Source organism: Pseudomonas sp. FG98 (genome assembly GCF_057808595.1).
Genome location: NZ_JBMDIJ010000049.1, coordinates 12,649 through 35,140, shown reverse-complemented (window position 1 = coordinate 35,140; position 22,492 = coordinate 12,649). Strand labels below are relative to the sequence as shown.

General features: G+C 66.4%; 21 protein-coding genes. 8 read left to right on the top strand and 13 right to left on the bottom strand.

Annotated features, from left to right (window positions below; genetic code table 11):
- Positions 1-24 precede the first annotated feature (24 nt).
- Together serS and cysG are read left to right on the top strand one after the other, a co-directional pair.
- Complete coding sequence (gene serS / locus ACODSK_RS22905; RefSeq protein WP_489019372.1) at positions 25-1,305, top strand: serine--tRNA ligase; 1,281 nt, start codon at positions 25-27, stop codon at positions 1,303-1,305.
- Positions 1,306-2,691 carry a siroheme synthase CysG gene (gene cysG, locus ACODSK_RS22900; protein WP_489019371.1) on the top strand — a complete coding sequence of 462 codons (1,386 nt, stop codon included), beginning with the start codon at positions 1,306-1,308 and terminating at the stop codon, positions 2,689-2,691. It abuts the gene before it with no gap.
- Between the two features lie 95 nt (positions 2,692-2,786).
- Here cysG and ACODSK_RS22895 read toward each other — a convergent pair whose 3' ends face one another.
- The 8 genes from ACODSK_RS22895 to soxR all read right to left on the bottom strand — a co-directional run bounded on the left by ACODSK_RS22895 (position 2,787) and on the right by soxR (position 8,348).
- Entirely contained in the window at positions 2,787-3,749 is a 963-nt protein-coding gene (locus tag ACODSK_RS22895; protein ID WP_489019370.1) for a glutathione S-transferase family protein, read from the bottom strand.
- A 114-nt stretch (positions 3,750-3,863) separates the two neighbouring features.
- Complete coding sequence (locus ACODSK_RS22890; RefSeq protein ID WP_489019369.1) at positions 3,864-4,859, bottom strand: glycosyl transferase family protein; 996 nt, start codon at positions 4,857-4,859, stop codon at positions 3,864-3,866.
- A complete protein-coding gene (locus ACODSK_RS22885) occupies positions 4,856-5,191 on the bottom strand; it encodes a TusE/DsrC/DsvC family sulfur relay protein (RefSeq protein ID WP_489019368.1) in 336 nt (111 codons plus the stop codon). The genes ACODSK_RS22890 and ACODSK_RS22885 overlap by 4 nt, the downstream gene beginning before the upstream one ends.
- A complete protein-coding gene (gene tusB / locus ACODSK_RS22880; RefSeq protein ID WP_489019367.1) occupies positions 5,188-5,478 on the bottom strand; it encodes a sulfurtransferase complex subunit TusB in 291 nt (96 codons plus the stop codon). Before tusB ends, ACODSK_RS22885 begins: the two co-directional genes overlap by 4 nt.
- A complete protein-coding gene (tusC, locus tag ACODSK_RS22875) occupies positions 5,478-5,837 on the bottom strand; it encodes a sulfurtransferase complex subunit TusC (RefSeq protein ID WP_489019366.1) in 360 nt (119 codons plus the stop codon). The genes tusB and tusC overlap by 1 nt, the downstream gene beginning before the upstream one ends.
- A gap of 1 nt (position 5,838) precedes the next feature.
- On the bottom strand, positions 5,839-6,231 hold the full coding sequence (gene tusD, locus ACODSK_RS22870) for a sulfurtransferase complex subunit TusD (protein WP_489019365.1): 393 nt from the start codon (positions 6,229-6,231) through the stop codon (positions 5,839-5,841).
- An 85-nt stretch (positions 6,232-6,316) separates the two neighbouring features.
- Positions 6,317-7,687, bottom strand: coding sequence for a nucleobase:cation symporter-2 family protein (locus ACODSK_RS22865; RefSeq protein ID WP_489019364.1), 1,371 nt, complete (start codon positions 7,685-7,687; stop codon positions 6,317-6,319).
- Positions 7,688-7,877: 190 nt separating this feature from the next.
- Positions 7,878-8,348 carry a redox-sensitive transcriptional activator SoxR gene (gene soxR, locus ACODSK_RS22860; RefSeq protein WP_489019363.1) on the bottom strand — a complete coding sequence of 157 codons (471 nt, stop codon included), beginning with the start codon at positions 8,346-8,348 and terminating at the stop codon, positions 7,878-7,880.
- Positions 8,349-8,442: 94 nt separating this feature from the next.
- On the opposite strand from soxR, the gene ACODSK_RS22855 reads away from it, so the two are divergent.
- From ACODSK_RS22855 to ACODSK_RS22830, 6 genes are all read left to right on the top strand, one after another.
- Positions 8,443-9,525 (top strand): efflux RND transporter periplasmic adaptor subunit, encoded by a 1,083-nt coding sequence (locus tag ACODSK_RS22855; RefSeq protein ID WP_489019362.1) that lies wholly within the window; start codon positions 8,443-8,445, stop codon positions 9,523-9,525.
- Positions 9,522-12,602, top strand: a complete 3,081-nt coding sequence (locus ACODSK_RS22850) for a MexW/MexI family multidrug efflux RND transporter permease subunit (protein WP_489019361.1) — start codon at positions 9,522-9,524, stop codon at positions 12,600-12,602. Before ACODSK_RS22855 ends, ACODSK_RS22850 begins: the two co-directional genes overlap by 4 nt.
- Before the next feature lie 9 nt (positions 12,603-12,611).
- Positions 12,612-13,997 carry an efflux transporter outer membrane subunit gene (locus ACODSK_RS22845; protein WP_489019360.1) on the top strand — a complete coding sequence of 462 codons (1,386 nt, stop codon included), beginning with the start codon at positions 12,612-12,614 and terminating at the stop codon, positions 13,995-13,997.
- Between the two features lie 299 nt (positions 13,998-14,296).
- Positions 14,297-15,070, top strand: coding sequence for an ABC transporter ATP-binding protein (locus ACODSK_RS22840; RefSeq protein WP_489019359.1), 774 nt, complete (start codon positions 14,297-14,299; stop codon positions 15,068-15,070).
- A gap of 44 nt (positions 15,071-15,114) precedes the next feature.
- Complete coding sequence (locus ACODSK_RS22835) at positions 15,115-16,074, top strand: quinone oxidoreductase family protein (protein ID WP_489019358.1); 960 nt, start codon at positions 15,115-15,117, stop codon at positions 16,072-16,074.
- 115 nt (positions 16,075-16,189) lie between these two features.
- Positions 16,190-16,792: a hypothetical protein gene (locus ACODSK_RS22830; RefSeq protein WP_489019357.1), complete on the top strand. Its 603-nt coding sequence runs from the start codon at positions 16,190-16,192 to the stop codon at positions 16,790-16,792.
- Here the strand turns inward: ACODSK_RS22830 and mrdA are convergent.
- From mrdA to ACODSK_RS22805, 5 genes are all read right to left on the bottom strand, one after another.
- The gene (gene mrdA / locus ACODSK_RS22825) at positions 16,789-18,663 is read right to left on the bottom strand and encodes a penicillin-binding protein 2 (RefSeq protein ID WP_489019356.1); all 1,875 of its coding nucleotides are present in this window, start codon (positions 18,661-18,663) and stop codon (positions 16,789-16,791) included. The genes ACODSK_RS22830 and mrdA overlap by 4 nt on opposite strands.
- Positions 18,664-18,830: 167 nt before the next feature.
- The gene (locus tag ACODSK_RS22820; RefSeq protein WP_489019355.1) at positions 18,831-20,111 is read right to left on the bottom strand and encodes a TRAP transporter large permease; all 1,281 of its coding nucleotides are present in this window, start codon (positions 20,109-20,111) and stop codon (positions 18,831-18,833) included.
- Entirely contained in the window at positions 20,105-20,701 is a 597-nt protein-coding gene (locus ACODSK_RS22815) for a TRAP transporter small permease subunit (protein ID WP_489019354.1), read from the bottom strand. The genes ACODSK_RS22820 and ACODSK_RS22815 overlap by 7 nt, the downstream gene beginning before the upstream one ends.
- 25 nt (positions 20,702-20,726) lie before the next feature.
- Positions 20,727-21,767, bottom strand: coding sequence for a TRAP transporter substrate-binding protein (locus ACODSK_RS22810; RefSeq protein ID WP_489019353.1), 1,041 nt, complete (start codon positions 21,765-21,767; stop codon positions 20,727-20,729).
- A 48-nt stretch (positions 21,768-21,815) separates the two neighbouring features.
- The gene (locus ACODSK_RS22805; RefSeq protein ID WP_489019352.1) at positions 21,816-22,487 is read right to left on the bottom strand and encodes an RraA family protein; all 672 of its coding nucleotides are present in this window, start codon (positions 22,485-22,487) and stop codon (positions 21,816-21,818) included.
- Positions 22,488-22,492: the final 5 nt, after the last annotated feature.

The following is a 22,492-nucleotide window of genomic DNA, read 5'->3' as shown; positions in this document are numbered from 1 at the left end:
CACCACACATAACGAGAGAACGACATGCTCGATTCCAAACTGTTACGCGGCCAACTTCAGGAAGTGGCGGACCGCCTGGCCTCCCGTGGCTTCAGCCTGGATGTCGCGCGCATCGAATCCCTGGAAGAGCGCCGCAAGACGGTGCAGACCCGTACCGAACAACTGCAGGCCGAGCGTAACGCCCGTTCCAAGTCCATCGGCCAGGCCAAGGCCAAGGGCGAGGACATCGCGCCGCTGATGGCCGACGTCGAGCGCATGGCCGGCGAGCTGGCTGCCGGCAAGGTCGAGCTGGACCAGATCCAGTCCGAGCTGGACCAGATCCTGCTGACCATCCCCAACCTGCCGGACGCCAGCGTACCGGTCGGCGACGACGAAGACGGCAACGTCGAAGTGCGTCGCTGGGGCACCCCGCGCCAGTTCGACTTCCAGATCCAGGACCACGTCGCCCTCGGCGAGCGCGACGGCTACCTCGATTTCGAGACCGCCGCCAAGCTGTCCGGCGCACGTTTCGCCCTGCTGCGCGGCCCGATCGCGCGCCTGCACCGCGCCCTGGCGCAGTTCATGATCAACCTGCACATCAACGAGCACGGTTACGAAGAGGCCTACACCCCGTACCTGGTCCAGGCCCCGGCGCTGCAAGGCACCGGCCAGCTGCCGAAGTTCGAGGAAGACCTGTTCAAGATCAGCCGCGAAGGCGAGGCCGACTTCTACCTGATCCCGACCGCCGAAGTGTCGCTGACCAACATCGTTGCCGGCGAGATCGTCGACGCCAAGGACCTGCCGATCAAGTTCGTCGCCCACACCCCGTGCTTCCGCAGCGAAGCCGGCGCATCGGGTCGTGACACCCGCGGCATGATCCGCCAGCACCAGTTCGACAAGGTCGAGATGGTCCAGGTGGTCGAGCCGTCGAAATCCATGGAAGCCCTGGAAGGCCTGACTGCCAACGCCGAGCGCGTGCTGCAGGCTCTGGAACTGCCGTACCGCGTCCTCGCCCTGTGCACCGGCGACATGGGCTTCAGCGCCGTGAAGACCTACGACCTGGAAGTCTGGGTACCGAGCCAGGACAAGTACCGCGAGATCTCCTCGTGCTCCAACTGCGGCGACTTCCAGGCCCGCCGCATGCAGGCGCGCTGGCGCAACCCGGAAACCGGCAAGCCGGAGCTGGTCCACACCCTCAACGGCTCGGGCCTGGCGGTAGGCCGGACCCTGGTCGCGGTGCTGGAAAACTACCAGCAGGCCGACGGCACCATTCGCGTACCGGAAGTCCTCAAGCCGTACATGGGCGGCCTTGAGGTCATCGGCTAAATGGAATTCCTGCCGCTGTTCCACAATTTGCGCGGCAGCCAGGTCCTGGTGGTCGGCGGCGGCGAGATTGCCTTGCGCAAATCCCGCCTGCTGGCCGATGCCGGGGCGCAACTGCGCGTGGTCGCGCCCGAGATCGAGGGGCAACTGGCCGAGCTGGCTCGGCACAGTGGCGGCGAGATCCTGGAGCGTGGCTATCAGGAACAGGATCTCGACGGCTGCCAGTTGATCATCGCCGCCACCGACGACCCGGCGCTCAACGCCCAGGTCTCGGCGGATGCGCGCCAGCGCTGCGTGCCGGTCAATGTGGTGGATGCGCCGGCGCTGTGCTCGGTGATCTTCCCCGCCATCGTCGATCGCTCGCCGCTGGTGGTCGCGGTCTCCAGCGGCGGTGACGCCCCGGTGCTGGCGCGGTTGATCCGCGCCCGCCTGGAAACCTGGATTCCCGCTGCCTATGGCGAACTGGCCGGGCTCGCCGCGCGCTTCCGCGACCGGGTCAAGCAGCTCTATCCGGACGTCAATCAGCGTCGTGGTTTCTGGGAAGAGGTTTTCCAGGGCCCGATCGCCGAGCGCCAGCTGGCCGGGCAGGGCGCCGAGGCCGAACGCCTGTTGCAGGCCAAGGTCGACGGCAAGCCCGAGCAAACCGCCGGTGAGGTGTACCTGGTGGGCGCCGGTCCTGGTGACCCCGACCTCCTGACCTTCCGTGCCTTGCGCCTGATGCAGCAGGCCGACGTGGTGCTTTACGACCGCCTGGTGGCCCCGGCCATCATCGAGATGTGCCGGCGTGACGCCGAGCGCATCTATGTCGGCAAGCGCCGCGCCGACCACGCCGTGCCTCAGGAGCAGATCAACCAGCAACTGGTGGACCTGGCTCGTCAGGGCAAGCGGGTGTTGCGCCTCAAGGGCGGTGATCCGTTCATCTTCGGCCGCGGTGGCGAGGAGATCGAGGAACTGGCCGAACAGGGCATCCCGTTCCAGGTGGTGCCGGGTATCACGGCGGCCAGTGGTTGTTCGGCCTACGCCGGCATCCCGCTGACTCACCGCGATTACGCCCAGTCGGTACGTTTTGTCACCGGGCACCTGAAGGACGGCAGCAGCAACCTGCCCTGGAGCGATCTGGTCGCGCCGGCGCAGACCCTGGTGTTCTACATGGGGCTGGTGGGCTTGCCGACCATTTGTGCCGAACTGATCCGCCATGGCCGCGCCGCCAGTACCCCGGCGGCGCTGGTGCAGCAAGGCACCACCAAGAACCAGCGGGTGTTCACCGGCACCCTGGCCAACCTGCCGCAACTGGTGGCGGAGCATGAAGTGCATGCGCCAACCCTGGTGATTGTCGGCGAGGTCGTGCAGTTGCGCGACAAGCTGGCCTGGTTCGAAGGCGCCCAATAGCCTCCAGGCCCTCATCGCTGGCAAGCCAGCTCCCACAGGTTTAGCGGTGGTCGCGATACCTGTGGGAGCTGGCTTGCCAGCGATGCTTTTCAGCCTCAACCTTTCTCCCGGATCCTCCGCCCAGCCAACCGTTCCCGATCATGCGCCGCCCCAAAGTCCTGCAACGGCCCCTTCGGCACGATGCCATTGGGATTGATGGTCTTGTGGCTCATGTAGTAATGGCGCTGGATATGCTCCATGTTCACCGTCTCCGCCACCCCCGGCCATTGATACAGCTCGCGCAGCCAGTTCGACAGGTTCGGGTAGTCCGCCAGGCGCCGCAGGTTGCACTTGAAGTGACCGTGGTACACCGCATCGAAACGCACCAGGGTGGTGAACAGGCGAATGTCCGCTTCGGTCAGGTATTCGCCGGCCAGGTAGCGTTGCCGATCCAGTAGCTGTTCCAGATGATCCAGTTCGGCGAACAGCACATCGAACGCCTCTTCATACGCCCCCTGCGAGGTGGCGAAGCCAGCGCGGTAAACGCCGTTGTTCACCGCCGGGTAGATACGTTCGTTGAGCGCATCGATGGTGGCCCGCAACGGCTCGGGATAGAGGTCCAGGCGGTTGCCGGTGAGTTCGTCGAAGTCGCTGTTGAAGATGCGGATGATCAGCGACGACTCGTTGTTGACTATGCGCTGCTCCTGCTTGTCCCACAGCACCGGCACGGTGACGCGGCCAGTGTACTCCGGGTCATCGCGGGTGTAGCGCTGGTGCAGGAAGTCGAGGCCGTCGAGCTTGTCGCCGGTGGAGCCCTGGGTGGTATCGAAGGTCCAGCCATGCTCGCCCATCAGCCAACTGACCACCGACACGTCGATCAGGCTTTCCAGGCCTTTGAGCTTGCGCATGATCAGGGTGCGGTGGGCCCAGGGGCAGGCCAGCGACACATAGAGGTGATAACGCCCGGCCTCGGGGGCGGGCAGGGAGTTGCGGCGTTGTGCGCTTTCACGCTCGAAGGCGCCGTCCTTGCTGCTTTTGTACCACTGGTCATGCCAGCGTCCGTCGATCAACAGGCCCATGGTGGGAATCCTTGGCAGTTCGTGTAGGAAATTGGAGCCCAGTTTACGGACTTCAGTTCGAACGAATAGCGCAAAGATCCCGGGTATTTGATCGATGGATTAGATGGGTTGCTCTCAGGCCTGGCGTGCCGCCCAGTATTCCCGGGCCTTGGCAAAGGCACCTTCCTGATCGTGGCCAAGACCACGCAGGGCCAGGGCCATGGTCGCGACCACCGCCATTTCGCCATAGCTATCGCTGGACTCGCCGCGCCAGACCTGCATCAGGTGTTCAGGCTCCAGGCTGGCCGGTTTCACATGGCGCTGCGCCGACATTTGCGGCCATTCCTCGTCCCACTCCACACCCTCGGCAGTGCCGTACAGGTGGCTGGTGGCATCCGGATTGATTTCGATCTCGCCGCCATCGCCCTTGACCACGATGGCGCGGTCACCGAGCAGGCGGCTGGCCTCGCGGTGCACCGCCTGGTAGCCGGGGTGGAAGATGCTCTGCAAGCCGCAGCGTGCGCCCAGCGGGTTGAGGACCCGGGCCAGCGAATGGATCGGTGAACGCAGGCCGAGGGTGTTGCGCAGGTCGATCATCCGTTGCAAGCGTGGCGCCCAGTCCTGCAGGGGGATGAAGGCCAGGTTGTATTGGTCCAGAGCCGCTTCGACCTGGTTCCAGTTGCGGCACAGGGGAATGCCCACAAGGTCCAGCAACTGCTCGGTATACAGGCGCCCGGCGGTATGCGCGCCGCCGCCGTGCATCAGGATGCGCAGGCCATTGGCGGCCAGGCAGCGGACGGCCAGCAGGTACCAGGGCAGGTGGCGCTTCTTGCCGGCATAGCTCGGCCAGTCGAGGTCCACGGCAATCGCTGGAGTGTCCAGGCGCTCGCGCAGGGCCTCGGTGAAGCCGGCCAGCTCTTCCGGGCTTTCCTCCTTGTGTCGCAGCAGCATGAGGAAGGCGCCGAGCTGGGTGTCCTCGACCTTGCCATCGAGCAGCAAGCCCATGGCCTTGCGGGCTTCCTCGCGGGTCAGGCCGCGGGCGCCGCGCTTGCCCTTGCCGAGGATGCGGACGAATTCGGCGAAAGGATGTTCAGCCGGGGTTTCGGTAACCAGGGGTAGGGGCTCGATCATATGCAATTGGTCGGCTTGGGCAGGCCCGCCAGCTTGGCGGCAAGTTTGGCGGGAGTGCCATTGAACAGGCGGTTGAGGTGCAGGCTGTTGCCTTTTTCCGTGCCCAGCTTGAGGGCGACGTACTTGATCAGCGGTCGGGTCGCCGGTGACAGCTCGTACTCGCGGTAGAACTCGCGCAGCAGCTCCAGCACTTCCCAGTGCTCGGTGCTCAGGGCAATGGACTCGCGTTCGGCCAGGGCCTCGGCGACCTCCCTGGACCAGTCGCCCAGTTCCACCAGGTAGCCGTCCTTGTCCAGCGGCAGGTCGCGCCCGTTGACGGTCAGGGTACTCATAGCCAGCTGTTGACCTTGTCGTAGTCCAGGGACAGCGCGACGAAGCCCGGGTAGTCCACGGCGGTGGCCGGGCTGTCGGCGATGGCGCGGGCCTGCAGGTCTTCTGCCAGCGCATACAGGCGCGGGCCGAGGGTGCTCAGGCTGGCGACATTGGCAGTGCCGGGATTCAACGCATACACCGCATCGCCGCAGAGCAGCAGGCCATCCTGCGGGCCGAGCAGACGCAGGCAACTGGCAAGACGGTTATCGCCGAACGGCGAATGGGAAATGACGTGCAGGGTGCTCATCAGAGGGTTACCACCTGGTCGAAACGGTCGATCAATGCGGCGAGGCCGGCGTCATCCAGCACCTCTACCGGAAGGGCCAGGCCATCGGCGCCGAGGCCGCGCTCGGCAAGGCTGCTGGCGGCGGCGAACAGTTCCTCGACGCCGAACATCGGCAGGGCCTGGAGATTGGCCGCCAGGTTCTTCTGTTGCAGCAGCGCAGGCTGCTGGTTGGCGGCAAGCTGGAACACCCCGTCATCGAGGAACAGCATGCCCAGCGGCAGGTCGAAGGCGCCGCCGGCCAGGGCGATATCCAGGGCTTCGCGGGCAGATGGGCCGCTCCACGGCGCCTGGCGGCTGATAATCAGCAGGGATTTGGCCATTTCAATCGCCTCCAAAGCAGAGCAGGCGGTCGGCACCTTGCGCTGCCTCATGCAACTGGCCGAGGCCGGACAACTCCCACGGCGCCGGCAGGTTGGCCGCCGGGCGCTGGTAGCGGTTGGCTTCCTCGTCGTTCAGCACACCGCGGCGCAGGGCGGCGGCGATGCACACCACAGCGTCCAGGCGCTGGGCGCTGATGAACTCGCGCCATTGCGCCGGTACGTCGTTTTCGTCCTGGGGCGTGACGATATTGGCCGAGGCGCTGTGCACGCCGTCCTGGTAGAAGAACAGGCGGACGATCTCATGGCCGCCGGCCAAGGCTGCCTGGGCGAACAGCAAGGCGCGCCGCGAGGAGGGCGCATGGCCCGGGGAAAAAACCGCGATGGCGAATTTCATTGCAGGCTCTGTCGGAAAAAACTGCGGGAATGATAAAGCAAAAAGCCCGCAGCAGGCTGCGGGCTTGTCAGGTGCAAGGCGCGGATCAGGCGTCGCGACGGCTTTCCGGCAGGAACCAGTTCAGCACCAGGGCGCAGATACCGCCGGTGGCCACGCCGGATTCCAGCACATTGCGCAGGGCCGCCGGCATATGGGCAAGGAACTCCGGCACCTGGGCCACACCCAGGCCGAGGGCCAGGGATACGGCGATGATCAGCAGGGCGCGGCGGTCGAGGCTGATGCTGGCGAGGATATTGATCCCCGACGCAGCCACCGCACCGAACATGACCATGGCCGCGCCACCCAGCACCGGCTCCGGCACCGCCTGGATCACCCCGGCCACCGCCGGGAACAGGCCGAGCAGCACCAGCATCAGGGCGATCCACACGCCGATATGGCGGCTGGCGATGCCGGTCAGCTGAATCACCCCGTTGTTCTGCGCGAAAATCGAGCTGGGGAAGGTGTTGAACACCCCAGCCAGCAGCGAATTGGCGCCGTTGACCAGCACCCCGCCCTTGATTCGTTGCATCCACAGCGGGCCTTCCACCGGCTGGCGCGACACCTTGCTGGTGGCGGTGACGTCGCCGATGGCTTCCAGCGAAGTGACCAGGTAGATCACCAGCATCGGAATGAACAGCGACCAGGAGAAGCCGATGCCGAAGTGCAGCGGTACCGGCACCTGGAACAGCGCCGCTTCATGCATGCCGGTGAAGTCCAGGCGGCCCAGGTAGCCGGCCAGGGCATAGCCCACGGCCAGGGCGATGACGATGGCGCAACTGCGCATCCACACCACCGGAATGCGGTTGAGCACCACGATGATCGCCAGCACCACGCCGGACAGCAGCAGGTTCTCGCCGTTGGCGAAGGTGCCGTTGCCCATGGCGGCAAAACCGCCGCCCATGCTGATCAGGCCGACCTTGATCAGGGTCAGGCCGATCATCAGCACGACGATGCCGGTCACCAGCGGGGTGATCAGGCGCTTGACGAAGGGCAGGATGCGCGAAATGCCCATCTCCACGAACGAACCGGCGATGACCACGCCGAAGATCGCCGCCATCACCGCTTCCACCGGCGTGCCCTGCTTGACCATCAGCGCGCCGCCGGCGATCAGCGGGCCGACGAAGTTGAAGCTGGTGCCCTGGACGATCAGCAGCCCGGCGCCGAACGGCCCGAAGCGGCGGCACTGGACGAAGGTGGCGATCCCGGAGATCACCAGCGACATCGACACGATCAGGTTGGTATCGCGGGCCGACACGCCCAGCGCCTGGCAGATCAGCAGGCCCGGGGTCACGATCGGCACGATGATCGCCAGCAGGTGCTGCAGCGCGGCCAGCAGGCCGATCGCCAGGCGCGGCCGGTCTTCCAGACCCAGGACCAGTTCATTGGCCGGTGCCGGGCCTTGTTCGATTGAGCTCATGGAGAGGTTGCCCCGGAAAAAAAGGAGCGCATTCTACGGGGGCAGGCGGGTTTGCGGTAGTCCGGCTTTTTGTGGTGTTCTTGCGGGCCTCATCGCCGGCAACGCCGGCTCCCACAGGTATCTCGTACCCCACAGAACCTTGTGGGAGCCGGCATTGCCGGCGATGAGGCCATTGGCCACAACACAACCATCAACTGCTCCGACAAGCCTTCTCCAGCACCCGTGGCCCCGGCCCCTCCAGCCCCAGCCGGTCCTCCGGGTTGCGCAACGGACAATCCTCCAGCGACAGGCAGCCACAACCAATGCAGTCATCCAGGCTGTCGCGCAGCGCCTCCAGTGTCCTGATCCGCGCATTCAGGTCTTCGCGCCAGGCCGTGGACATCTCGCCCCACTGCGCCGCCGTCAGCTTGCTGTTCGGCGGATAGCGACCGAACGCCCGCTTGATCTCCTCCAGCGGAATCCCGGTGCGCTGTGCCACCTTGATCACGGCGATGGTCCTCAGCACCAACGCCGGAAAACGCCGCTGGTTGCCGCCATTGCGGGTGCTGGCGATCAGCCCCTTGGCCTCGTAGAAATGCAGGGTGGACACCGGTACCCCGGCCCGTTTCGCCACTTCGCCGACGCTGAGCAGGCGCATGCCGTCCGTTGTGTTTTTCGCCATTGCCCGTGTTGACCTCAAGTAAAGTTGAGGTTTTATAGTCCCGCCCCGTCGTTCCTGCAAGCGCAGGAATCATCATCGATCAGCGGGGCGGAGCATGGGCAAGAAGCTGTGGTGGGGAGGCGGGGCGCTGGCCCTGGGTGGGTTGGCCCTGGTGATCGCCATGGACAGGACGGCGCCGGCCCAGGCCAGTGCGGCCTGGCCGGCGACCAAGGTGGCATTGGCCAGCGTCACGGCGGTGCAGGCACCACGGCAGCGCTTTGCCGTCGGCGAACTGGAAGCGGCCAACCAGGTGCAACTGGCGGCGGAAAGCGCGGGGCGGGTGACACGCATTGCCTTCGAATCGGGACAGCGGGTCAAGGCCGGGCAACTGCTGGTCCAGCTCAACGATGCGCCGGAGCAGGCCGAGCGCCTGCGCCTGCGCGCGCAACTGCGCAATGCCGAGGCGCTGCTGGAGCGGACGCGCAAACTGCGCACGGCCAACGTCAGCACCCAGGAGCAACTGGACAACGCCAGCACCGCCATGGACATGGCCAGGGGCGAGTTGCAGCAGGTCGAAGCACGCATCGCACAGAAGGCCATCGTCGCGCCGTTTTCCGGCAAGCTCGGACTGCGCCGGGTGCACCAGGGGCAATACCTCAACCCGGGGGACAGCATTGCCAGCCTGGTCGCGCCTAACCAGTTGCGGGTGAACTTCTCTCTCAACGAGCAGGCGGTTGCCGACCTGCAAGACGGGCAAGCATTGCACTTGAGCGTCGATGCCCTGCCGGAGCAGAGCTTCCCGGCACGAATCAGCGCCATCGACCCGATGATCAGCTCGTCGCGCCTGGTCCAGGTGCAGGCCGTGCTGGAAAACCCCGATGGACGCCTGCAACCCGGCATGTACGCCAGCGTGCGCCTCGACGCGCAGCAGGCGCCGCGGGTGCTGTCCCTGCCGGAAACCGCCGTCACCTACAGCGCCTACGGCCAGACCGTGTTCGTCGCCCGCCAGGGCGAGGACGGCCTGCGCGTCAGCCGGGTCGGGGTGACCACCGGCGAGCGCTGGCAGGGCCGGGTGGAAATCACCTCCGGCCTGGCTGAAGGCGAGCGTGCCGTGGTCTCCGGCCAGCTCAAGCTGAGCGATGGCATGCAGGTCGAGCCGGTGGCCGAAGACACCCTGGAACAAGGGGGGCAACCGTGAAATTCACCGACCTGTTCGTCCGCCGCCCGGTGCTGGCCCTGGTGGTCAGTGCGCTGATCACCCTGATGGGCCTGTTCGCCCTGGGCAAGCTGCCGATCCGCCAGTACCCGCTGCTGGAAAGCTCGACCATCAGCATCACCACCGAATACCCCGGCGCCTCCGCCGAACTGATGCAGGGCTTCGTCACCCAGCCGATCACCCAGGCGGTGTCGTCGGTGGAGGGCATCGATTACCTGTCGTCCTCGTCGATCCAGGGACGCAGCACCATCACCCTGCGCATGACCCTCAACCGCGACTCGACCCAGGCCCTCACCCAGGCCATGGCCAAGGTCAACCAGGTGCGCTATCGCCTGCCGGAAAAGGCTTACGACCCGGTAGTCGAGCTGTCGGCGGGGGACTCGACGGCCGTGGCCTACGTCGGCTTTTCCAGCGACAGCCTGTCGATTCCCGAGCTGAGCGATTACCTGTCACGGGTGGTCGAGCCGCAGTTCTCCGGGATCGACGGGGTGGTCAAGGTGCAGACCTTCGGCGGGCAGAACCTGGCCATGCGCCTGTGGCTCGACAGCGAGCGCATGGCCGGGCGCGGCGTGACCGCCGCCGACGTGGCCGAGGCGGTGCGGCGCAACAATTACCAGGCCACCCCGGGGCAGGTACGCGGGCAATACGTGCTGGCGGATATCCGCGTCGATACCGACCTGACCAGTGTCGAGGCGTTCCGCGACCTGATCGTGCGCAACGACGGCCGCGACCTGGTGCGCCTGCGCGATATCGGCACAGTCGAACTGAGCGCGGCGATGACCCAGACCAGCGCCACCATGGACGGCAAGCCGGCGGTGCACCTGGGCCTGTTCCCCACGCCCTCGGGCAACCCGCTGGTGATCGTCGACGGCATCCGCAAGCTGCTGCCGCAGATCCAGCAGACCCTGCCGCCGGGGGTGAAAGTGGCGCTGGCCTACGAGACCGCGCGCTTTATCGAAGCCTCCATCGACGAAGTGCTGCATACCCTGATGGAAGCGATGCTGATCGTCGTGCTGGTGATCTGGCTGTGCCTGGGGTCGCTGCGCAGCGTGGCGATCCCGGTGCTGGCGATTCCCCTGTCGATGCTCGGTGCCGCCGGGCTGATGCTGGCCTTCGGTTTCAGCCTCAACCTGCTCACCCTGCTGGCCATGGTCCTGGCCATCGGCCTGGTGGTGGACGACGCCATCGTCGTGGTGGAAAACGTCCACCGCCATATAGAAGAAGGCCGGACTCCGGTGGCCGCGGCCCTGGTCGGCGCCCGGGAAATTGCCGGGCCGGTGGTGGCCATGACCCTGACCCTGGCGGCGGTGTACGCGCCCATCGGCCTGATGGGCGGGCTGACGGGAGCGCTGTTCCGCGAATTCGCCCTGACCCTGGCGGGGGCGGTGGTGATTTCCGGCATCGTTGCCCTGACCCTGTCGCCGGTGATGAGCTCGATGCTGCTCAAGCCCGGCCAGCAGGAAGGGCCGATGGCCAAGCTGGCGGAGAAGGTCTTCGGCAGCCTGGGCGAGGGCTACGGCCGGGTACTGGCGCGCTCGCTTTCACGACGCTGGATCAGCGGCGGCATCGCCGTACTGGTGTGCCTGAGCCTGCCCTGGCTGTACCTGCACGCCCAGCGCGAGCTGGCGCCGGCCGAGGACCAGGCGGCGGTGCTCACGGCGATCAAGTCGCCGCAATACGCCAGCCTGGACTATGTCGAACGCTTCGCCAGCAAGCTCGACCGGGTGATGAAGTCGATCCCGGAAACCACCGACACCTGGATCATCAACGGCACCGACGGCCCGGCGGCGAGCTTCGGCGGTATCAACCTCAGCGCCTGGGACGCGCGCACGCGCTCCGCCGCCGAGGTTCAGGCCGAGCTGCAACAGGCGGTGGGGGAGGTCGAGGGCAGCAGCATCTTCGCCTTCCAGGTGGCGCCGCTGCCGGGCTCCAGCGGCGGTCTGCCGGTGCAGATGGTGCTGCGCAGCGCCCAGGACTACCCGCAGCTGTACCAGACCATGGAAGGCCTCAAGCAGCGCGCCCGCGAGAGCGGCCTGTTCGTCGTGGTGGACAGTGATCTGGACTACAACAACCCGGTGCTGCGCCTGAGCATCGACCGGGCCAAGGCTGCCAGCCTCGGCATCGCCACCCAGGATATCGGCGACGCCCTGGCGGTGCTGGTGGGCGAGCAGTACATCAATCGCTTCGCCTTGTATGGCCGTTCCTACGATGTCATCCCGCAGAGCATCCACGACCAGCGCCTGACCCCGCAGGCCCTGGCCCGCCACTATGTGCGGGCGGACGACGGCCGGCTGGTGCCACTGTCCACCGTGGTGCACATGGAAATGAGCGTGGCGCCCAACCGCTTGCTGCAATTCGACCAGCAGAACGCCAGCACCCTGCAAGCGATTCCGGCACCCGGGGTTTCCCAGGGCCAGGCGGTGGCCTTCCTCGAACAACTGGCCAGCGAACTGCCGCCGGGTTTCAGCCATGACTGGCAGTCGGAGTCGCGGCAGTACGTACAGGAAGGGCTGGCGCTGGTGTGGGCGTTCCTCGCCGCGCTGGTGGTGATCTACCTGGTGCTCGCCGCCCAGTACGAAAGCCTGGTCGACCCGCTGATCATCCTGGTCACCGTGCCCCTGTCGATCTGCGGCGCGCTGCTGCCCCTGGCCCTCGGCTGGGCGACCTTGAACATCTACACGCAGATCGGCCTGGTGACCCTGATCGGCCTGATCAGCAAGCACGGCATCCTCATGGTCGAGTTCGCCAACGAAATCCAGGTGCGCGACAACCTCGGCCGGGCCGAAGCGATTGTCCGTGCCGCGCAGATCCGCCTGCGCCCGGTGCTGATGACCACCGCGGCGATGACCTTCGGCGTGGTGCCGCTGCTGTTCGCCAGTGGCGCCGGGGCGGCCAGCCGCTTCGGCCTGGGCGTGGTGATCGTCTGCGGGATGCTGGTGGGCACGCTGTTCACCCTGTTCGTGCTGCCCACCCTTTATTCATGGCTGGCCCGGGACCACCGGGTGCACGGTGCGCGCAAGCAGCAACTGGCGGACGCCGAACACAGCCTGGGGGCTTGAGGAATGCTTATGAAGTCTTTGATCGTGCTGGCTGCGGCCGTCGCCCTGGCGGCATGCAGTGTCGGGCCTGAATACCGGCAGCCGGACGTCGCGCCCATCGCGCTGACCAGCCCGCAGGCTGGCGGATTCTCTAGCGATAGCCGGCAACCCCAGGCGAACTGGTGGAGCTTTTTCGAGGATGCGCAATTGACCCGCCTGATCGACCTGGCCCTGGCGCAGAACAACGACCTGCGCCAGGTCCACGCCAACCTGCTGCTGGCCCGGGCCGGGCTCGACGAGCAGGACCTCCAGCGCTATCCGCGAATCACCAGCGAGGCGGGTTACCAGCGCAGCCTGGAGCAGCAGGCTGTGGCGGGCGCGGCACCGCAGCGTAGTCTGTCCGAATCGTGGCGGGCGGGACTGGACCTGCAATGGGAACTCGACCTGTTCGGCCGCCTCGATCACCTCAGCCGTGCGGCGCAGGCGCGGGTCGAGGCGTCGCAGGCGGATCTCGAACAGGCAAGGCTGAGCCTCGCCGCCGAGGTGGCGCGGACCTGGTTCGACGCCCAGGGGCAGCGCCGGCAACTGGTCCTGGCCGCCGACGAGGTGCGCAGTTGGAGCGAGACGCTGCGCATGGTCGAGGCGCAACTGGCGGCGGGCAGCGGCCTGCCCGAGGACCGGGAAAGCGCCCAGGGCAACCTGCTGCGGGCGGAAGCGTCGATCCCGCCGCTGCAAAGCCGGTTGCAGCGCAGCCTGTATCGGCTGGCGGTGTTGTGCGGACAGCGGCCCGGCCATGTCGAGGTGGAACTCGGGCGCTTGCCGCCGATCCCGCTGGCGCGGCAGTTGCCGTTGGGTGATGTGGACCGGCTGATTCGCAACCGGCCGGATGTGCAGCAGGCCGAGCGCTTGCTGGCGGCGCGGGTCGAGGATGTCGGGGCGGCCACTGCGGATCTGTATCCACGCCTGAACCTGGGTGGCTTCATCGGCTTCTTCGCCTTGCGTGACGGCGACCTGGGCAGTGCCTCGCGGGCCTTCGAACTGGCGCCGGGCCTGACCTGGCCGGCGCTCGACCTCGGCAGCACCCGCGCGCGATTGCGCGCCGCCCAGGCACGCTCGGCGGGCGAGGGCGCACGCTTCGAACAGGTGCTGCTGGTGGCGCTGGAAGAGGTCGAAGGGGCGGTGGTCGAGTTGAGCGAGCAGCAGCGCTATTTGCAGACTCTGGTCCGTTCGGCACGGCACGGGCAAGCGGCATTCGACATCGCCAGCCGACGCTACGAAGCGGGATCCGGCAGCTACCAGGCGGTGCTGGAAAGCCAGCGCGAACTGCTGCGCCTGCGCCAGCAGATTGCCGGGGCGGAGACCGCGTCGTACGGCAATGCCGTGGCGCTGTACAAGGCCCTGGCCTGGCGAGGGTGAGGGGTGTTCTTCAGGGCCTCATCGCTGGCAAGCCAGCTCCCACAGGGATTGCGCCGAGCCCATATGCTATGGCTGACTCAGAACCCTGTGGGAGTCGGCTTGCCGACGATAAGGCCAGCAGTCACAACATCAATCTGCTCGCCTGCCACCATGGAATTTCCCACAGGTTCAGCGGTGCACGCGATCCTTGTGGGAGCCGGCGTTGCCGGCGATGAGGTCCGAAAGAACAAACAAAAAACTGCTGGTCCTCCGATCCCTCTGGCAAACTCTTGTTACACACGGCAGCCAAGAGCCCCCCGATGATCGATATCCACAACGTCACCGCCTTCCAGCAGCAGACCCGCGTCCTGGAAGGTTTCTCCCTGCATATCGGCGAAGGCGAGAAGGTCGCCATCCTCGGCCCGAATGGCGCTGGCAAGAGCACCCTGCTCAAGCTGATCACCCGCGAGCTGTACCCGGTGGAGCGCGAAGGCAGCCACCTGCGCCTGTTCGGCAGCGACACCGTCAACCTGTGGGCCCTGCGCAGCCGCATCGGCTTTGTCTCCCAGGATCTGCAGGACGACTACACCCCCTACACCCAGGCGCTGGACGTGGTGGTCTCCGGATTCTTCGGCTCCATCGGCGCCCACGGCCACCTGCAACCGAGCGCCGAGCAACTGGAAAAGGCCCGCGAGCTGCTGGCCGTGGTGGAAATGTCCGGGCATGAACAGACCATGTTCCAGCGCCTCTCCACTGGCCAGCGCCGCCGCCTGCTGCTGGCCCGCGCCCTGGTCCACCAGCCCAGCGCACTGATCCTCGACGAGCCGGCCAACGGCCTCGACATGGGCGCCAGCCTGGGCATGCTCAAGCTGATGCGGCGTTTCTGCGGCGCCGACCACGCGATGATCATCACCACCCACCACATCGACGAGATCATCCCGGAAATCGAGCGGGTGGTGCTGCTCGACAAGGGCCGCATCGTCGCCGACGGGCCCAAGGCCGAGGTGCTGACCAGCGAACGCCTGTCGGCGCTGTACCAGACCGACCTGCGCCTGACCGAGCAGGACGGCTGGTACCGTTGCTGGCACGGTTGATCGTGGTTTCCTTTCCTCGCTGATTGTTTCCGGAGTACTGCCCAATGAAAGCTGCCATCGTCCACGCCTTCGACCAGCCGCCGCGTTATGGTGAGATCGAGGCACCCGTCGCCGCGCCGGGTGAAGTGCTGGTGCGGGTTCGCGCTGCGGCGCTGAGCCAGTTGGTCCGCGCCCAGGCCAGCGGCAAGCACTACACCAGCGGCAAGCAGTTGCCGCTGGTGCCCGGCGCCGACGGCGTCGGCCTGCTGGAGGACGGCACCCGGGTGTACTTCGCCTTCCCGCGCAAGCCGATTGGCGCCATGGCCGAGGTGGTGGCGGTGGATGCGCGCAATTGCGTGGCGGTGCCCGACGGCGTCGACGACATCACCGCCGCAGCGATCGCCAACCCGGGCATGTCGTCCTGGGCGGCGCTGCAGGAGCGCGCACATTTCCAGGCTGGCGAGCGGGTGCTGGTCAATGGCGCGGCGGGCGCCTCGGGGCGGCTGGCGATCCAGGTCGCCAAATACCTGGGCGCCTCGCGGGTAGTGGCGACTGCGCGCAATCCGGCGGTCGAGGCCGAATTGCGGGCCTTGGGCGCGGACGATTTCATCTCCCTCGACCAGCCGGCCGAGCAACTGACCGCCGCCTTGCGCGACGAGATCAAGGGCCGCGGCATCGACGTGGTGCTCGATTACCTCTGGGGCCAGCCGGCCGCGTGCATCCTCGATGCCCTGGGTGGGCCGGGCGATGGCGAGACGGCGCCACGCCTGCGTTTCGTCAATATTGGCTCGATGGCGGGGGCGAGCATCCCGATGAATCCCGGGGTGTTGCGCGGGTCGGGTCTGGAAATGACCGGCAGCGGGCTGGGCAGCGTGTCCAATGCCGGGCTGGTGCAGGTGGTGGGGCAGTTGCTCAATGCGATCGACGCTGCCGGGCTGACGGTCGAGGCGAAGGCAGTACCGCTGGCGGAAGTCGAAGCGGTCTGGCCGCAAGCCAGCGCCGAGCGCGTGGTATTCGTTCTGTAACGCAAGTGGCTGCGGGCCTTTTGCCTGCGGCAAGCTGAGCGCCGGGCAAAAACACTAAGCAATCTGAAAAAGGGAATGTTACGTGACGACAGGAATGGGAACGGGCTTTAGGTCCGTGGTGGCCGCTGTTTGCCTGCTGGCGCTGCAGCCGGCGTTCGCCGGCGAGGACAAGACCAGAAGCATCTATTCCAAGCGCTGGTACACGGTGGCCGAAGTGAAGGACTACCTCACCCGCTACAAGCCGGATCATTACGGCTGGGGGTTCCACAAGTCGGTGACCTGGGTGTTTGCCGAGGATGGTCTGTTCATCCCGGGCAAGACGCCTTACATCAAGTTCCCGATGCAGAGGCCTGTCGTCGAGTCGGATAACCACTGGTGGCGCGCGGAAGACAAGGGCAAGAACCTGACCGCCGAGATGGATCGGCGCTGCATGATGTCGATCAACGGTGCCCTGGGACGCCTGAAGAATCAGGCGCGGCGGATACTGCTCAAAACCGATGTCAGGGAGGCGGTGATCGACGGGGTGCGCAGCGGCGTGCTGAGCACCGCACCGCTTGACCTGACCATACGCAAGCAGCAGAAGGTCAACATGGTCACCCCGGAGGGCGACTTCCGTTTGCTGTGCACGGTGTACAAGTCGCCAAGGCGCAACGAGGAAGCGTTCTTCCAGTATTACGTGGTGCTCACCGCCACCAGCGTCTACGGCAAGCTCCCCTAGCGGGGGGCGATACCGGCGTACTGCGGCCGCAGATGCCCCTGCTCATCCAGCAGATACGCATCCATCACCTCCCGCACCACCGGCCCGGCCACCCGGCCACCGGCTTCACCGTTCTCGATCATCACCGCGACCACCACGCTGGGGTGGTCGGCCGGGGCGAAGCCGACGAACAGGGCGTTGTCGCGGTGGCGTTCGAGGGTCTTGTTGCGGTTGTAGCGCTCGCCCTGCTTGATCGCCACCACCTGCGCCGTGCCGCTCTTGCCGGCGATACGGTATTGCGCACCGGCCGCAGCGGCGCGGGCGATGCCGCGCGGGTCGTGCATGACCATTTGCATGCCCTGGCTGACCTGGTCCCAGGCGTGGCTGTCATGCAGGACGATATCCGGCATCGGGTTCGGGTCGACCGGCGCTTCGCCGCCCACGCTCATGGCCAGGTGCGGCCGGTGCCATTTGCCCTTGCTCGCCAGCAGGCTGGTGGCCTGGGCCAGTTGCAGCGGGGTGACCTGCATGTAGCCCTGGCCGATGCCGAGGATCAGCGTCTCGCCGGGGAACCACGCCTGGCGCCGGGTGGCGCGCTTCCATTGCTGTGACGGCATCAGCCCCGGCGCTTCCTCGAACATGTCCAGCGAGACTTTCTCGCCCAGGCCGAAGCGCGCCATGTAGTCGTGCAGGCGGTCGATGCCGAGCTTGTGCGCCAGGTCGTAGAAGTAGGTGTCGTTGGAACGCATGATCGCCGTGTACATGTCCACCCAGCCATCGCCGCTGCGGTTCCAGTTGCGGTACTTGTGGTCGTAGTTGGGCAGTTCGTAGTAGCCAGGGTCGAACACCCGGTTGCCGGGGGTGGTGACGCCGCTGTCGAGGCCGGCGATGGCCACTTCCGGCTTGACCGTCGAACCCGGTGCGTACAGCCCGCGCAGGACGCGGTTGAACAGCGGCCGGTCGATGGAGTCGCGCAGGGCCGCGTACTGCTTGAAGCTGATGCCCTTGACGAACAGGTTGGGGTCGAAGCTCGGGTTGCTGACCATGGCCAGCACGTCGCCGTTGGCCGGGTCGAGCACCACCACCGCACCACGCCGGTCGCCGAGGGCGTGCTCGGCGGCCATCTGCAGGTGAGCGTCGAGGCTGAGGACAATGTTCTGCCCCGGGGTCGGGTCCTTGTGGCTGAGCACGCGCATCACCCGGCCCTGGGCGTTGGTCTCGACTTCCTCGTAGCCGACATGGCCATGCAGCTGGTTTTCGTAGAAGCGCTCGATGCCGGTCTTGCCGATCGACTGGGTACCACGGTACTCGGTGCTGTCGAGGACCTTGGCTTCCTTCTCGTTGATCCGCCCGACATAGCCCACCGAATGGGCGAAATGCTCGGACAGCGGGTATTCGCGGATGAACTGCGGTTCCACGTCGAGGCCGGGCAGGCGGAACTGGTTGACCGCGATCAGGGCGATCTGCTCCTCGCTCAGGCCGACCATCAGGGTCACCGGCTCGAACGGCTTGCGCCCGCGGCGCAGGTCCTTGTCGAACTGCTGGCGGTCATCTTCGCCAAGGCCCAGGACCTGGGCCAGGGTGTCGAGGGTCTTCGCCGAGTCGCCGGCGCGCTCGCGGGTCATGGTCAGGTCGAAGCTGGGTTTGTTGTCCGCCAGCACCACGCCGTTGCGGTCGTAGATCAGGCCGCGCTCGGGCGGGATCGGCAGGATATGCACGCGGTTGTTTTCCGAGACGGCGGTCTGCTGGTCGTGCTGCACGACTTGCAGCACGTAGAGCCGCGCCACCAGCACCGCCACCAGCGCAAGTACCAGCGCAGCGCAGGCCACCAGTCGGCGGTTGACCAGGTGCTGCTCTTTTTCATGGTCCTTGAGGGGGATCGGTTGTGGCATGGGGGCGTTACAGGCTGCGGCCTCGGGGGGCGGCGATGCTACGCAAGTGGCGCTGGCCCCTCAAGGCAGGGGCCGTGGCCGGGACCGGCGGGATCGCCTGGACCGCCCGTGACAAGGGCGATGCAAGCCAACATGAAGACTTGTTCATGTAGCTTCATGAAACCCCGCTAGAAGGTTTTCGGCAGCCACAGCGCCAGTTGCGGAAAGGCGATCAGCAGCCCGATCAGCACCAGCAACGCCAGGCAGAACGGCAAGGCGCCGTACACCACCTCAATGAAGTTGCCGCGACCACGGATGCTCTGCACCACGAACAGGTTCATGCCGAACGGCGGGGTGATCTGGCCCATCTCGCACAGCACGATCAGCACCACGCCGAACCACAGCGGATCGAAGCCGAGGGCGACGACGATCGGCACGATCAGCGGCGCGGTGGTGATCAGCATGGCCAGGGTGTCCATGAAGCAGCCGAGGACGATGTAGAACAGGATGATCGCCAGCAGGGTGGCCATGGGCGACAGGTCCAGGTGGCTGACGAAGTCCACCAGGGCGCTGGTCAGTCCGATGGACGCCAGGACGAAATTGAGGAAGAACGCCGACAGGGTGATGAAGATGATCATCCCGGTGGTGCGCAGGGTGGCCTCGAAGGCCTGGCCCAGGCTCTGCCAGCTGAAGGCCCGGCGCCACAGGCCGAGGCCCAGGGCACTGAGCACGCCGAGGGCCGCCGACTCGCTGGCGGTGGCGAAGCCGCTGTAGATCGAGCCGATCACCAGGGCGAAGATCGCCAGCGGTGGCAGCAGGTCGGGGATGCAGGCCAGACGCTCGCTCCAGCGTACCGGTTCGCGGCGCCCGCCGAGTTGCGGACGGACCAGGCAGGCGCCGACGATCAGGGCGATGAACAGCAGGCTGAGAAGGATGCTGGGAATGGTCGCGGCCAAGTACAGCTTGGGCACCGATACGTTGGCGATCAGAGCGAACAGGATCATGTTGATCGACGGCGGGATCAGGATGCCCAAGGTGCCGCCGGCAGCGATCGAGCCGAGGAACAGCGGCGCGTTGTAGCCCTTGCGCTCCTGTTCCGGCAGGGCCAGGGTCGAGATGGTCGCGGCGGTGGCCACGCTGGAGCCGCTGGTGGTGGCGAACAGCGCGCTGGCGCCGATGTTCGAGTTCATCAAACCGCCCGGCAACCACGACAGCCATTTCTCCACCGCCCGGTACATGCGCCCGGCCACTCCGGAACAGACCAGCAGCTCGCCCATCAGGATGTACAGCGGGATGGCCACCAGGAGGAATTCGGCGCTGGTGTTCCAGGCGATTTCGCCCATGGCGTTGCTCAGCGGCAGGGTCGAATACAGCTGTGACAGCGACATGCCGAGCAAGCCGACGCTGACCGCAGCCGCCACGCTCAGCGCCAGCAGGGCCAGGAGCAGGACCAGGGTAATGCTCAGCATGGCTTGTGCTCCTGGGTGGAGGGACGCAGTTCTTCCTCGATTTCTTCCTCGACGGTATGGATGCCGATCAACGGGCTCACCGCGCTCCATCTGCCGCGCAGCAGATGGCCAAGGCTGACCACGGCCAGGCTGAGCAGGGTCAGGGCGAAGAACAGGTAACCGGCGAACCAGATCGACTGCGGCAACCACTGCGGCACCTGCAACGGCGTATTGGACACCGAGCGGTACTCGATGGAGTCCCACAGCACCTGCCAGGCATGCACGGCCAGGGCGCTGACCAGCACCGCCATGCAGGCCAGGGCGAACAGGTCGAGCAGCACCCGTGGCTTGAGGCCGAGGCGGGCGTAGAGAATGTCGACGCGGATATGCGAGCGCTTCAGCAGGGTCACCGGGAAAGCCCAGGCACTGGTGATCGCCAGGGTGTAGCCGGCGATCTCGTCGGCGCCGCCGAGGGAGATGTCGAAGGTCTTGCGCAGGATCAGGTCGAGGGCGATCAGCAAAGCGCAGCCGAGCAGGGCGAAGCCGCCCACCCAGGTACTGGCCTTGGCGATGGCGTGGATGGCCACCAGGCCGGAGCGGTGCGTGTTCATGACGGTGGTCTCCGCAGCAAAGGGCTCAGGGGGCCAGGCGCATGCCGATGGCATGCCCCGCAGTGGCATTCCATTGCTCGACACAGGGCGCGCCGCAGCGCTTGCCCCAGTCATTGGCGATCTTCAGCGCCGCCTCGCGCACGAGCTGCTGTTCCTTGGCATCGGGAGCCGTGGCGAGCATATGGGCGGGCTGATGGATCTGGCAGTCGGCCGCGCCGGTGTTGCAGGCCAGGGCATAGCGGTTTTCCTTGCCGGTCTCTCGCCAGAGGGCGTCTTCCAGCACTTGCGCCTGCGTCTGCAGCAACTGCTGGACCTCGGGCGGCAGGCGCTGCCAGCGCTTCAGGCCGATGCCGTAGAAACCGATCGACCAGTCCACCGGCAGGTCGTACAGATAGCCGGCCACGTCGTACCACTTGGCGGCGTTGCCGGAGCCGATGCCGGTCACGGCGCAGTCGATGACGCCGGTCTGCATGGCCGTGACCACCTCGGCGAAGGGCAGGGTGACCGGCGCCGCCCCCAGAGCCTTGACCAGTTCGGCCATGTTGCGTCCGCGGGTGCGGATCTTGCGGCCCTTGAGGTCGGCCAGCGCCTGTACCGGGGCGCGGCAGAAAAACACCTGGGCGGTGTAGGGCACGGTGGCCAGCAGCTTGATCCCGTGACGCTCGGCCATGCGCTGTTCCAGCACCGGCTTGTAGGCGTCGGCGACGCGGCGGGCGGTGTCGATATCGGCGGCCATGCCCGGCAGGTCGATGCCCTCGAAGCTGGCATCGTCACCGGCGACGAAGGCGAACACGCCCATGCTGATATCCACCGCGCCGAAGCGCATCAGGCGGATGATCTCCGGGCCTTTCAAACCGCTCTCGGACAGGCCGAGCAGTTGCGCGGTGACCTTGCCGTTCGACTGCGCCGGCAGGGTCTCGGTCCAGAACGGCTTCTCCACCGCGCGGAAGCTGTAGTTGTGACTGCCGCCACCGATCACGTTGAAGCGGATCTCGGGGTAGTCCTGTGCCTGTGCATTGCCGAGCAGTGCAGCCAGGGCCAGGGGGATGAGGGCGCTGAAGTTCACGGTAGTCCTCTTGTTATCGTTGGGGAGCTACGTCGAAGGGGGCGGGTGCTATTCGCGGGGCTGGATCGCTGCGTCGATGATCGGGCGCGAGCCGACGATATCAGGAAACTTCTCGCCCCTCGCCAGGCGCGCCAGGGTGTGTTTCTCGTTGCGCTGGAATTCGATGGCGCGCCGGGCCAGGGCCAGGGCCTGGTCGGGGCGCAGGAAGACCATGCCGTTCTCGTCCGCTATCACCGCATCGCCCGGGCGTACCACCACGCCGCCGCAGTGGATCGGCGTGCAGAACTCGCCGTCGAGGCCGATCACCCGGGTGGTGATCGCACTGGCGCCGCGCGACCACACCGGTACGCCATGCTCGCGCAATTCGCCGAGGTCGGTGACATAGCCATCGACGATGATCCCGGCCACGCCAGCCTGGCGCGCGGCATAGGCCATGGCCCCGCCCATGGCGGCGGTGATGCGCTCGCCGCAGCGGTCCACTACCAAAAAGTCGCCGGGGCGCACGCAGCCCATGGCATGGTGCAGGATGCCGCCGTCATTGCCGGGCATGCGCACGGTCACGGCGGTGCCCACGGCGCGCACATCGGCGAAGTGCGCCTTGATCTCGGGATGGGGAATGCCGTGGGTAATGAAATGACCGATGGTTGCCGGTTCGGCCTGGCGCAGGATTTCAAGGTCGCTGGCGGGAATCGGGGCAGGCAGTGCTTCGATGATGTACATGGTGG

Bases quoted from the DNA above. Each gene is read 5' to 3' on its own strand.
- cysG (WP_489019371.1), top strand. From the start codon at position 1,306: ATGGAATTCCTGCCGCTGTTCCACAATTTGCGCGGCAGCCAGGTCCTG.
- ACODSK_RS22820 (WP_489019355.1), bottom strand. From the start codon at position 20,111: ATGCTGAGCATTACCCTGGTCCTGCTCCTGGCCCTGCTGGCGCTGAGC.
- serS (WP_489019372.1), top strand. From the start codon at position 25: ATGCTCGATTCCAAACTGTTACGCGGCCAACTTCAGGAAGTGGCGGAC.
- tusD (WP_489019365.1), bottom strand. From the start codon at position 6,231: ATGAAATTCGCCATCGCGGTTTTTTCCCCGGGCCATGCGCCCTCCTCG.
- ACODSK_RS22840 (WP_489019359.1), top strand. From the start codon at position 14,297: ATGATCGATATCCACAACGTCACCGCCTTCCAGCAGCAGACCCGCGTC.
- tusC (WP_489019366.1), bottom strand. From the start codon at position 5,837: ATGGCCAAATCCCTGCTGATTATCAGCCGCCAGGCGCCGTGGAGCGGC.
- ACODSK_RS22805 (WP_489019352.1), bottom strand. From the start codon at position 22,487: ATGTACATCATCGAAGCACTGCCTGCCCCGATTCCCGCCAGCGACCTT.
- ACODSK_RS22890 (WP_489019369.1), bottom strand. From the start codon at position 4,859: ATGATCGAGCCCCTACCCCTGGTTACCGAAACCCCGGCTGAACATCCT.
- soxR (WP_489019363.1), bottom strand. From the start codon at position 8,348: ATGGCGAAAAACACAACGGACGGCATGCGCCTGCTCAGCGTCGGCGAA.
- ACODSK_RS22815 (WP_489019354.1), bottom strand. From the start codon at position 20,701: ATGAACACGCACCGCTCCGGCCTGGTGGCCATCCACGCCATCGCCAAG.
- ACODSK_RS22895 (WP_489019370.1), bottom strand. From the start codon at position 3,749: ATGGGCCTGTTGATCGACGGACGCTGGCATGACCAGTGGTACAAAAGC.
- tusB (WP_489019367.1), bottom strand. From the start codon at position 5,478: ATGAGCACCCTGCACGTCATTTCCCATTCGCCGTTCGGCGATAACCGT.
- mrdA (WP_489019356.1), bottom strand. From the start codon at position 18,663: ATGCCACAACCGATCCCCCTCAAGGACCATGAAAAAGAGCAGCACCTG.
- ACODSK_RS22865 (WP_489019364.1), bottom strand. From the start codon at position 7,687: ATGAGCTCAATCGAACAAGGCCCGGCACCGGCCAATGAACTGGTCCTG.
- ACODSK_RS22885 (WP_489019368.1), bottom strand. From the start codon at position 5,191: ATGAGTACCCTGACCGTCAACGGGCGCGACCTGCCGCTGGACAAGGAC.
- ACODSK_RS22835 (WP_489019358.1), top strand. From the start codon at position 15,115: ATGAAAGCTGCCATCGTCCACGCCTTCGACCAGCCGCCGCGTTATGGT.
- ACODSK_RS22845 (WP_489019360.1), top strand. From the start codon at position 12,612: ATGAAGTCTTTGATCGTGCTGGCTGCGGCCGTCGCCCTGGCGGCATGC.
- ACODSK_RS22855 (WP_489019362.1), top strand. From the start codon at position 8,443: ATGGGCAAGAAGCTGTGGTGGGGAGGCGGGGCGCTGGCCCTGGGTGGG.